This window comes from Undibacterium sp. Ji49W (assembly GCF_049340205.1).
Classification (GTDB): Bacteria; Pseudomonadota; Gammaproteobacteria; order Burkholderiales; family Burkholderiaceae_D; genus Undibacterium.
Genome location: NZ_JBMPOW010000033.1, coordinates 15,939 through 28,069, shown reverse-complemented (window position 1 = coordinate 28,069; position 12,131 = coordinate 15,939). Strand labels below are relative to the sequence as shown.

Here is a 12,131-nt window from a genome sequence, read left to right as displayed (position 1 = left end):
GCAGGCCACCAACGACGTTCTGGACGGGGAAGCCGATGGGGCTGGAGCCGATGTCGGCGCGTACGCCTGCCAGTTCATAACTGAGGTTGAGGGCGACGCCTTTGGCTTCCTGATCGAGGGTAGCGACATTGGAGAGGCCTTGCTGGCGGGCGATGGTGGTGAACGGGACTTTGGCGTATTTGGCACGTTCTACCAATATGGCGTTGCGGCCATACTGGCCGGCGATGTTGGTGTCGTTCAATGCCAGGGTACCAGCGTCAGCCAGCACGGGGATAATTTTTAAACCGAACTGGCCCAGGCCCAGGGTGCTGATCTGGGCTTCGATGGGGAGTTCTACGCCATTCAGGGCGGACAGGCCTTTTTCTCCACTGCGGGAGCGGCCTGCCACTTCGACTGTGACCTGGCTTTGGTTGAGTTCATTGATGGCGTCGATTTCTTTGAGCAGGGACGCTTCTTCCGGGCTGACGTTGCTGCTCTGGCCGGGTTTAGTCAGCTTGCGGGCAGCGGAAATACTGCCTGTGCCAGCAGGGTTGCTTGCATATGCGCTACCGCTGGAATAACCACTCGTGCCAGCCCCTCCAGCATTACCTCCTGCATTACCTCCCACATTCGCCGCATTCCCCGACGCATATTGCTGCGGTATCGGCACGCTTGCGGCTGTATAACTGACCTTGGGTGGGATGTATGGAACACCCTGAACACCCGGCGCGACATACTGCGCCACCTGGGTTTGCTGTTGCGAAGGATAGGTGCCCAGCATGCTGGCACCGTTACTGTAACGATCCGTCATACCGCTATTGGGGTCCGCTGGTGCGCCACCGGCCTTGGCTGGGGCTGGACTAATTGCTGGACTAACAGCGGGGCTGCTGGCCGGCGCTGTTTGCAATTTGGGTACCGGCGGCAGCGGGTAGGCTGGTACCGCTACTGCCGGTGCCACAGGTGCTGCCGCTGCCGGCACCGCCTGCAAGGCCGGCAAACTGGGCACGGTTTTGCTGATCGGGCTGGCAGGTATGGCAGCACCGGAAGATGGTGTCAAAGGCTTGCCTACCGGTGCAAAAATACCTGAGTTATATACACCCGTGCCGCCTGCACCTACCGTACCCGGGTTGACGGTATTGCCGCTGACCGGCACTTCTTTCAATGCTGGACCACGTGGCGCAGCAGTGTTAGCTGGCGCTGCTGCATTGGCCTTGCCTTCAGCAAAAGGATTGACCTTGAAATTGCTGGTGGCATTGATTGCATTGGTGGCCGGTGCAGTATCGACCAGACGCAGGCCATTCGGGCCTGTACCCATTGCTGTTTTTTGGACGCGTTCCAGCGCCAGTGCCTGCTTGAAATAATCAAGGGCGCGGCTATTATTGCCTCTTGCGCGGGCAACATTTCCCGCCAGGGCAAGATAGCGCGGATTCTCTGGCTGCAGGTCCATCAATACACCGAGATAACGTTCGGCATTGGCAAAGTCGCGCGCTTCCATGGCGGCGTAGACCAGGCCCTGCAAGACTTCCGGATTTTCCGGGTCGGTTTGCTGTACTTTTTGGTAAATGTCACGGGCCGAAGCTGAATCGCCAGATGCGGTATAAATCCGCGCCAGCGTCAACAGCAAGGCATTGTCATCCGGATTGGCGATCAGCAGGGGTTGTATGTAATTGTAGGCATTGGCGAAATCGCCTGCTTCACGCGCACGTTCGGCATAACGCATGGCCAGTACACGTTGCAGTTGGCCGAAAGAGCGGATTTCTTCTTCACCCAGATTCGGCATGGCAGCAACGCGGCGCATGACAGCTTCCAGTTCTGCTTCCTGATTGCTTTGCATCAGGGTACTGGCAAATTGCAGCAGCAAGCCGGCAGATGGCTTGGCTGTATTTTGCACCGCCTGGCGTATCATGGCAAAGCCACGTTCGTTATCACCCAACTGTATGTACAGGTTGGCCATGGTGCCGGTAAATTCAGGATCATTGCCCGCCACAGGTTCTACGCTGGCAAGTATGCTTCTGGCAGCATCGCGGTTGCCCTTGCGATTGAGCACGGTGATGCGGTCAATCTGCACTCTGACCCACAGGCGCTTTTGCATGTCCGCCATTTCTTTCTTGCGCGAGGCAGGCGGGATGCGTTCCAGCGTCTGCATGGCTTCCCACCAGTATTGCTGCATCTCGCTCAGCAAGGCACTGACATACAGGGCTTCGGGGTCGGCATTTTCTACATTAGCCAGGGCATCTACCAGCGCCCTCGCCTGCCCCGGCATATCACGCTTGAGGTACAGCCGGGCCAGTGCCATGCGCAGCCAGGCATTGTCTGGCTTGATCATGATGGCATCTTCGTAGGCCTGCTGGGCAGTATTCAGATCACCGGCTGTTTCTGCCGCTTTGGCCTTGTTGGCCAGTTCTTCCGATTTCAGGTTCGCCACAATGGCTATATGACGCGGCAGCATGTAGGGCGTCAGGGCTTCCAGGTCAGCCAGGCGCTTTTGCAGCACCAGTACACCGATCAGACCATCGAGCGCACGCAGGTTCTGTTTGTCGGCATTCAGTACACGGCGATAATTGGCTTCGGCCCCGGTCAGGTCATTTTCTGCCTGCAAGGCATCCGCCAGTTGCAGTATGCCGGATGGTTCGGTACCGTTCAATTCTATGGCCTTGCGCAAAAAGCCTATGCCCTTGGCGCTGTCACCGTCTTCAAATGCGGTTCTGGCTTCGGCCACGATGGCCCAGTAACTGGCATCTTCATAGGCTTTACGCCACTGGTCCTTGGATTGGCCGGGCGACAGGTCCACTGCTTTTTGCAAGAATCCGCGGGCGTCGATAAATTCTTCTTCGCGCATCTTGACCAAACCCATGCCGCCATACCCCATGGGGTTCTTCGGATAAGTTTTGATGAGCGACTGAAACTCGGTGGCAGCCGCTTCCATGTCATTGGCTTCCAGCGCATTGAAACCTGCGACACGGCTTTTCTCTATCGGGTTTTCTACCACCTTGGGTGCCGCAGGCGGTTTGGGTTCTTTGGCAGGTTTGACTTCTCTTGTTGGCTTGGCAGCGGCTTCTGCTGCTGTTGGTTCTGCTTTGGTCAGCTCTGTTTTTGCTGGCTCTGTTTTCACCGGTTTGCTGACACTGGCCAATCTGTCCTGTATCAGTTGATCGTCGGGATGTTTATCGAGGTAAGCGCGAAAATATTTGGCGTTTTCCGGTTTCAGGCCCATCCAGCTCAATGCCTGGCGCCAGGATTCTGTCGCCTGCTTGCCGACGTCGGGTTTATGGCTGAGATTTTCCAGCAGGCTCATGCCCTCTGGCCTGGATGGCTCGCGGTAAGTCAGCACCTTGGCATGGGCCAGGGCATATTTGGTATTGCCGGGATTGTCACGGCTGAGTTTTTCCAGCCCCTTGCGGGCTTCGGCGTAACCGGCATTGGTACCGGCCAATACTTGCAGGTATTCAAAGGCGGCTTCGCCCTTGAGTTTGCTGGGGTCACCCATTTGTTTGAAGGCATCAACGGCGGCATCGGCGTCGCCCTGCTGCGCCAGTTTGCGTGCATTGTCGAGCTGGCCTGTACTGTCTGACTTGCCACCGCGCATGGCCTGTTCAGCGCTGCGCAGCTGAGCCGATGTGGCCTGGGTACCGCGTAGTTTGGCGAAATAGGTTTTAGCCTGCTCTGGATTGCCAGCCCTGGCTTCCAGCGAGATCAGCGCCATCAGCGCATCAACATTGGACGGATCCACCTTCAGCAGCTTGCGCCAGGTATCAGCGGCATTATCGTCACGGCCACGTTGCTGCCAGAACTGCGCCTGCTCTTTCAATTGTTGCGTCAAAGGGGATTCTGCGTGCGCGATACCGCACTCGAAAAAAACCGACAAAAGCGCTAATACGATCGCTTTTTTCTTTAAGACCATTGATGTCCCCTAACGACTTCTTTCCGGGCCAGTCTGACCCGGAAAATAAATAAGTATCTGTTATCTGCCCGCCCGCGTATTTTTTATGGCGGCGGGGTTTTTACTGTCTTTTTCCCATTGTATTCCAGCCATGGCTGGATCAGGAAAACAGGAAAATGCCGGGCACATCACCCGGCATTTTTTACCACGACCACTTCAGTCTGGCTTATTTCTCGCTTTGTTTCTCGCGCTATTTCTCGCTTTATTTCTTCTTGTCGCCGAGTGCCAGACGCGATGCAGCCTGCTTGCGCAAGAAGCGGAACAGCATGGTGGCAGCAATCAACGAGGCCAGCATCAGGAAAATGATCATCAGCAAAGGCTGGGATGACAAGTTCCATTTAATCCAGGTCCACAGTGGCAGGCTACCTGAATAATAGGTATCACCGATCTGCACATTGGACACCCGCTCACCCTTGATCAAAACCAGGTCACCCTGGAAGCGGCTGCGCAAATCTGCCTTGTTCAGACCCGTGGACAAATCAGCCAGACTGGCAGAATCGCCCGCCGTCATCACGACAACGTTACGGCCACTGGACAGCGGAGATTCAAACTGCATCATGGCGCCAAAAGAATTGCCCGTCCTGGCCAGCATTTCACCGGCATGGCGTTCAATATTATCAAGATCACGCCCAGCCCAGCGATACAACAGACGCAGGAAGCCGGTAGGGATTTGCAGACGATTACCGTTTTCGTCCATGCTCATGGGCATGTATTTGGACCATTGCTTGAGCAGGGGCAGATTGCCGCTGGTACCGATGAGCAAGAAATCCTTGTCGCTGTGCTTGTCGGCTTCACCACTGCGTATCAGGGTATTGTTCAACACCGGATACCCAGTGGATTCGCCCATGCGGCCCATGACGTTGAGGAACAATTCCATTTCCTGCGCATTTGGCCTGTCCGGCAACACGATGGCAGTCTGGGACAGATCAGCCATGCGGGTGAACGGGAAACCGGCATTGGCCATGTACGCCAGGTTAGGCATGGCGGCATAGTGCGGCATATTGGAAAAATCGATCGTCGAATCCGGGTCAATTGCAGAGCGTACATTGTCGAGGTACACGTCCTTACACGCACCCTGTTTTGGATAGTCGTAATAGAAGTGGAACTGCAACTGGTTTTCTGCACCGATACGGAAAGTCGGCACCTGGATATCTTCCTGTGCAGAACGCTGACCATCCTTGAAGAACAGCATGACCGATTCCTTGATCTTGCCTTTTTCTACCTGGCCACCAGACAACGGCAGCGAACGCACGAATTCATCATTGATGCCGATGTTCAGCGTTGACTTGTCCACCGTAGGGCGTGGTGTGAAACGGTAGCGCAAATCAATTGGCACACCTTCTTTTTGCCAGGTGAACAGATCGGGTGCCACGCGCAAATTCACCTTGATGAGATCAGGAGTCAGGCCATTGACGCGCAGTGCTGGCGGTGCCGCCAGTTCGCCAAATTTCACCGGACGGTCAGTCGGCAACCACTTCGGCGCATCATAGGCTTTACGCGGGTCGATTTCTTTCAGGTTCTTGATGACCGCGCTGTCGCCGGACAGGGCCAATTGCCCCATGGTCAGTGCCTGCACGGCAATCTTCAGTTCGCCTGCATCACGGCCCAGTACCAGCAGCAGTTTTGCCTTGACATTGCCGGGGTTGGGGATGATAGCCAGGGTAGGTCCGGTAATGGCAGGCAGTTTGATACCGGCCGGTGCTTCATTGGCGGTGGCAAATACGACCGCATTACCAATCGGCAGCGTGTTTGCTTCGATAGGGAAACGTGCACCGCGATAGGAAGACAGGTGACCAAACCAGGAAGCGACGACACCGGCATTACGCAAGATATCCAGCGATGGTGTGGCTGGCATGACGAAAGGTAGTTCCAGCAACTTGTTGTCGCGGCGATCAAAGAATGGTGCCGGCAACATGCCCAGGTCATTCGCCAGTGTCAGTGGTGATACGGTCAGTTCCAGATTTGAGGTATGGCTGACCTTGGCCCACAGGCTGGAATGATACGGGTCTTCACAATCCCGGGTGTAATGGCCGATGAGCTTGAAACTGAGCTGATTGAAGTCGGCAAAATAACGCGGGTCAATCACGTCTTCACGCACGATACCTTTTGAGGTTTCCCTTGGCAGTGGTACCACGCTGACCAGTTCATTGTTCACCAGTACCTGGATATGCGACAGGTCTGGCAGCAGCGCTGGCGAATAGGCGATGCCGTAGCGAATCTTGGCGGAAGTAATGACTTCATCGCTGCGTACGGTAAAGGGGAAAGAACGCTCGCCCTCGGTACCGCGCAATTCTATGCTGGAACCAACGCCGACCATATCTTTCAGGCTGATGTTGTAGGTCTTTTGCCCGGTGGGTGAGACGATGGGCTGCACCAGATCATCAATCGCCACTTTTTCGGGTGAGGTGGCGATGGCGGCTTCGGCACTGGCGCTGCTGGCGCGTTTCGACTTGGCCAGTACATCGTCATTGTGCATGACGCCAACTAAACCGCAGACTATTGCCAAAGCGGTGGTGCTGCCTTTGCGCGACAATTTTGTCCGTATACTTTTCGCGATGCTTTTCACGATGGGAACCTCATTCATTTTGTTCATATGTTCTGTTTTTTCCCCGATGTATTGCCTGATGCTTGTACCAAATCGCGAAAATCCGCGCATGCTGTGGAAGGCGATTTCTTTCAACCCAGTAAGTGGATGATCAACATCCCTGTCATTCGACCAGCTCAGCCAGACGTCAGCACGGCCGATGGTGCAATTGATCAGATCCATTTCCTGCTGCATGTCCAGCGGCGCAAACTGCACGCTGAGCAGATTGCCCTTGAAGAACACCGTCTTGGCCGGGAACACCGATTCGCCATTTGTACCATACAGGGAAATCGCCAACTCTTCGTCTTTTTGCATATTAAAACCATCCGGTACCCGGAATGACATGCCACCCATGGAGAAATCTTCTGTCTGGCAAACGATGGAATGGCCATTGTTCAGACGCAGTGTGGCATTCAGTACCGCCCTGACCCTGTGAGTACGCCGGACCTGTTTCGATTCGGTTGCCACAGCCAGGGTAGCACCCAGTATCACCAGGTTATAAATGGTCCACAACATGTTCAGAATAACGGTATCAAGTTCATAGCTGTTCCACCACAATGCCCGGCCAAAACCGACAAAGAAACCCAGCACGTTCATGCCCAGCATGATCAGGTAAGGTTTGGAAATGGTCCAGTCAAAATGCTCCTGCTCAACCAGACCACCCTTGGCCGTCACGTTGAACTTACCCAGCTTGGGATTGATCAGCGCCACCAGCGTGGGGCGGAAGATATACCAGGCCAGCGTGGCCTCATACACCTCGGCCCAGAAGGAATGCCGGTGCGCCCCCTGTATGCGCGAGTTGGTCAGGTTGGCGTGCAACAAATGCGGCAGCGAATAGGCGGCAATCGACAGGGCCGAAGCCTTGATAATATGCACTTCAAAAAACAGGTAGGACAGCGGTGCCAGCAAGAACACCATGCGTGGCAAGCCATAAAAGAAATGTAGCATGGCGTTGCTGTAACAAAGTCGCTGACCAAAACTGAGCCCCTTGCCCAGCAAGGGATTATCCGTTCGGAAAATCTGCGCCATGCCACGCGCCCAGCGGATACGTTGCCCCACGTGGGCAGACAGACTTTCGGTGGCCAGACCGGCTGCCTGCGGCAAGGCGAGGTAAGCGGTGTTGTAGCCACGTCGCTGCATCTTCAGAGCGGTATGCGCATCTTCTGTCACGGTTTCAACCGCGATGCCACCGACTTCTTCGAGGTAGGTGCGGCGCAGGATGGCGCAGGAACCGCAAAAGAAAGTCGCGTTCCACAAATCATTACCGTCCTGTATCAGGCCGTAAAACAATTCGCCTTCATTCGGTACATTGCGGAAAGTCTGTAAATTGCGTTCAAACGGATCGGGCGACAGGAAGTGATGGGGGGTCTGAACCATGGCCAGCTTGGGATCAACCAAAAACCAGCCCATCGTATATTGCAAAAACGAGCGCGTAGGCATGTGATCGCAATCGAAGATGGCGACGAATTCCCCGGTGGTACGCTTCAGGGCCGCATTGATATTACCGGCTTTCGCATGGTTGTTATCGGCACGGGTAAAACACTGCACGCCCACCGATGCGGCAAATTCGGCAAAGGCCGGGCGGCGGCCATCATCCAGGATGATGATATTGAGTTTGTCCTTGGGCCAGTCTATGCCCATTGCCGCCAGCACGGTAGGCTTGACCACAGCCAGGTCTTCGTTATAGCTGGGGATGAACAGATCGATGGTGGGCCAGGACGATGTGTCAGCTGGCATCATCACCGGCTTGCGCTTCAAAGGCCAGGCGGTTTGCAGATACCCCAGCAACAGTACCAGCCAGGCATAGACTTCGGCCATGATCAGTACCAGCGCAAAGAACAGGTCCACCATATTTTCTGTGCCTATGGTATAGGTCACGCGCCAGTAGATGTAGCGGCTGGTGGCGCTGATGGAAAACATCACCATCACCAGCGAAATCAGGGTGCCGGTATAACGGCGCAAATACATCGCCGTTCCAAAAATGACGATGGAAAACAGGGTTTGCAAAGGTAGTTCCAGCGGAATGCTGATACTGGTCCAGTACAGGAAGACCGCCACCATCAGGGCTAAAAAGCGCGAAAACTTGTGCTCCCAGCCAGGCCAGTTGACCATGGTACGCCCCAGATCGTTCAGGCGACCATAGAGATATCTGGAATTAAGTATTGAGCGCATTAATCAACCAATCTGAAATTCTTTTGCAGCCACATCGTCAGTTCCTGCATGTCATGCGTGGCTGAACAGTGCTGTGAATAATAAGATACCGGCGTCTGGCAGGCCAGGGCTTCACTGACGGCTTCATCCCGGTGTATCGTAATAGGGATGAAACGCTTGCCCAGGCTGCTGCGCAACATGCCGAAGACATCACGGCTCAACTGTTTGGCGGCATCCATCTGATTCAACAAATAGCAGTAGCCCTGAAAATCGCTACGCTCACTACAGTAATACTCTATCAGCGATTCTATCGATGGTATGGTGGAATACGATGCCGCATCCGGCTTCAACACCACCAGGGCATAATTTGCCACACTTAATACCTGCTGCAAATAGATGCTGGGACCAGGTGGCGTATCGATCAGCACCACGCTATTGTCACTAAGTTGCAATGACGCCAGGTGCTTGGCCAGCCACTGTGGATCGGCCTTGATATCCTGTTCAAACACGGCACGCTGGCTTTCATCGACACTGCCATATGGCAGAAAATCAACGCCATAGGCGCTTTCAAACAAACCGTCTGCCCAATTACCATCTATCGACTCTTGCTGGGCGATACCGCCGGGGTCATCATGCGGCATGCCAAAATGCAGTCTTAGTGCATTTTGCGGATCGAGATCAAGTATGGTGATACGCGGCCCCAGTCGCGCCAGGGACGCTGCCAGATTGGCAGTCACCGTAGTTTTTCCTACACCACCTTTGGGAGAGATAACGGCTACTACCCTCATGGTTTAAATATTTTTTTAAAGAATGAATTGACACCCGTCTCTACCGGTTTTTCTGCTTCAGGCTTGGCTGCCAATCGACCAAATACGGCGCTCAAAGGTACTTCACCGGCGGGCTGTGCGTTGATCTGGGCAGGTGCCTGTGTTGCTGTGCGACGCCCGCCTATCGATTGCAGGACTGAGGCTGTAGCCGGCGTTGCTGCCGGCGCAGTTGGTACAGTTGCTGCTGCGGGGGCGCTAAAGAAAGATGGCTTTGGCGCAGGTGCAAGTAAAGGCGCAGGTGCGTTTGCTTTCGGCGGCTCTTTATCTACTGGCTGGCGCTGAGCGAACAGGCTGGCCGCAGGTACTTCTACCCTGGCTGCGGCATGCAGCACTTCGCGCGGCGCGGTCGCCCTGTTCTTTGTCATGAATGCTGGCGCAGGTGCTATGGCGGGTGCCAATTCTTCTTTGACATCGCTGTCGATTTCTTGCCTGGACAAGATCTGTTTCAAGGGCGGTGTTTTGACTGCCACAGGTGCAGCCGCTGCTGCCAGCAGGGACGTGGCAGGAGCCGGTGTGTTGCTGGCTTTGGGGCTAGCCGGTTTGGCAATTGCCTTGTTGCCAGCAGGATTAAACATACCGGTGTTCTGGCCAGCCTCAGCAGGAGTTGCAGCTACATGTTCCTGCGCATGCGCACGTTTCGGCGCCGGTGCACCATTCACATGCACATCGCGCAGTAATGGCCATCGCTGCCGGGCTTGCTCACTGTCTGCATCGCGATTGATTTCGCGGTACGCCTCTGTGGTTTGCCCAAATTTTTGAAAAAGGTTTTTTACGTCATCATCCATAATAGTCACCAGCCCCCATATTCCTGCTGTGCCAACTTACTGAGGACTTACGCAAAATCGCCCTTGAACATGCTGACGCTTCGTCTGTTACGCTAACGATCGTCAATCTCATGCCACGGCTGAACGGCTTTGCGTAAATCCTGTTACTCGAAAAATCAACGACGTGTGAAATACGTCTGTTCTTCAAGCTGCTTCTTTAAATCAAAAACAAATAACTGTCCGTCTTCAAACACACCATCACGTTGTGACAGACGTAAAGACTTGTCCATCCCCAGCGTTTCAAACCATTGCGCATACATGCCTTCCAGCAAAGCTGGCGACCAGTTCAATGCTTCCTCACCAAATGCCACTTTCAATGGAGACGCGTGATGCGCAACCACCAGTGCATCGGCTTCTTCGACCAATTGGACCCAGCCCCAGTTCATTTCTGACCAGACGCGGTTCATGCATGCTTCCAGCGCTTGCAGGCTGCTGCCATCGGCGACATTAAAGCCACTTGCCATGGTGCGTCCCAGTTGGTGCATGAAAACACGCAAATCCTTGGGTTCACCTTTGGATGCAAATTCAGCAGCAAACGCTGCCAGAAAAGCACGCCACTGGTTTGAACACTGGTGCTCTTCGTAATAACGAACATTATTTGTAGACATACTCAATGCGCCCTTGCGTTGACTTGTTCCCTCTGGCTTGTATCGTGACACGCAAACCTTGGAGAGTGTTGATTCGTTACGACTTTACCACTCGCTAACATTGCCAGTCCAGACAAACTGGATAGAGAAATGTCAACAATTTATAAGCAGACAAAGGATTTATAGCTATTTAAACATCTCGAATACCATTTTTACAATTGATCGCCCAAAACCGCTTATTTGACGTTTTATTTCCATAAAATTTCCTGCATTTCTCATGCATCTCGCCAGGCATGTGTTCGCAACTACAACACAGAAAATCTGCGATGCATAACAAATAACAGTAATCACCCGGACTGGTGCTTGCAGACCTGATCAGCACTGAACACGCGAAACCTGCGCATCCCGCCCGGCCATGTTCGCTAAATATCAGCGCTGCTGCTTGAGGCCGGTCAGTAACCAGTCAATGATTTTCTGGATACTTAGCGAGGCAGGATTGTCCGGCTTGTATTCCAGCACCGGCCGTTCATATGCCAGCGCTTCTTCGACTTGTGGACTTTCCTGCACGATGAAAGGGACCATGCGATCGCCAAGGCGATCTGCTATCAACGCTAGCACGTCTTGTGCCAGTTGCCGCTGTGAACCCTGGTTGACGATGTAGGCAGAACCCACATCTGCATTGCTGCGCTGACCATAGGTGGAAATAAGTTCTTCCATTTCTGGCAAGGTGGAATAAGAGGCGGCATCGGCAAGAACAACCACCAGCAAAAAATCAGCAGCATAGATGGCCTGCTGCAAATAGACTGAAGGACCAGGCGGGGTGTCAAGCAAGACCACGGCATTAGCTGGCAGCTTGGCTGCCTGTAATTTCTTGCGCAGCCAGGTGTCCTGCTTTTCCAGCACTTGCTCAAAGCGTATGCGCTGGGCTTCGCCACCATTACCATATGGCAGAAAGTCAACACCGAATGGGCTGGTATAGCAGGCATCCATCAATTTGGCACGGGCGGCCGTCAGCAGGCTGATGCCATTGGTTTCGCCCTGCTCCAGGCCACCAAGATGCCATTGCATGGCATTTTGCGGATCAAGATCAAGAATAGTGACAGGCAGGCCGCGCTGCGCCATGCCGACACCCAGATTGGCGGTGATCGTGGTTTTACCCACACCACCTTTGGCAGACACAATGGCGATGACGATCATGGTTGCGCCCCATGCCCCGACAGGCGGCGTAAGGCTATCAGC

The 12,131-nt window shown here is 54.2% G+C and carries 6 protein-coding genes; all 6 read right to left on the bottom strand.

Annotated elements, in window-relative coordinates; translation table 11 throughout:
• The coding region (locus tag ACO0LK_RS26645; protein WP_422980551.1) for a tetratricopeptide repeat protein at positions 1 to 3,799 on the bottom strand (3,799 nt) is incomplete at its 3' end.
• Positions 3,800 to 4,121: 322 nt separating this feature from the next.
• Positions 4,122 to 8,675, bottom strand: a complete 4,554-nt coding sequence (bcsA, locus tag ACO0LK_RS26640) for a UDP-forming cellulose synthase catalytic subunit (protein ID WP_422980550.1) — start codon at positions 8,673 to 8,675, stop codon at positions 4,122 to 4,124.
• The gene (gene bcsQ, locus ACO0LK_RS26635; protein WP_422980549.1) at positions 8,675 to 9,442 is read right to left on the bottom strand and encodes a cellulose biosynthesis protein BcsQ; all 768 of its coding nucleotides are present in this window, start codon (positions 9,440 to 9,442) and stop codon (positions 8,675 to 8,677) included. The genes bcsA and bcsQ (ACO0LK_RS26635) overlap by 1 nt, the downstream gene beginning before the upstream one ends.
• On the bottom strand, positions 9,439 to 10,266 hold the full coding sequence (bcsP, locus tag ACO0LK_RS26630) for a cellulose biosynthesis protein BcsP (protein WP_422980548.1): 828 nt from the start codon (positions 10,264 to 10,266) through the stop codon (positions 9,439 to 9,441). Before bcsP ends, bcsQ (ACO0LK_RS26635) begins: the two co-directional genes overlap by 4 nt.
• 155 nt (positions 10,267 to 10,421) lie before the next feature.
• Positions 10,422 to 10,913 (bottom strand): cellulose biosynthesis protein BcsD, encoded by a 492-nt coding sequence (bcsD, locus tag ACO0LK_RS26625; protein ID WP_422980547.1) that lies wholly within the window; start codon positions 10,911 to 10,913, stop codon positions 10,422 to 10,424.
• 408 nt (positions 10,914 to 11,321) lie between these two features.
• A complete protein-coding gene (bcsQ, locus tag ACO0LK_RS26620; RefSeq protein WP_422980546.1) occupies positions 11,322 to 12,089 on the bottom strand; it encodes a cellulose biosynthesis protein BcsQ in 768 nt (255 codons plus the stop codon).
• Positions 12,090 to 12,131: the final 42 nt, after the last annotated feature.

Bases quoted from the DNA above. Each gene is read 5' to 3' on its own strand.
- bcsA (WP_422980550.1), bottom strand. From the start codon at position 8,675: ATGCGCTCAATACTTAATTCCAGATATCTCTATGGTCGCCTGAACGAT.
- bcsQ (WP_422980549.1), bottom strand. From the start codon at position 9,442: ATGAGGGTAGTAGCCGTTATCTCTCCCAAAGGTGGTGTAGGAAAAACT.
- bcsP (WP_422980548.1), bottom strand. From the start codon at position 10,266: ATGGATGATGACGTAAAAAACCTTTTTCAAAAATTTGGGCAAACCACA.
- bcsD (WP_422980547.1), bottom strand. From the start codon at position 10,913: ATGTCTACAAATAATGTTCGTTATTACGAAGAGCACCAGTGTTCAAAC.
- bcsQ (WP_422980546.1), bottom strand. From the start codon at position 12,089: ATGATCGTCATCGCCATTGTGTCTGCCAAAGGTGGTGTGGGTAAAACC.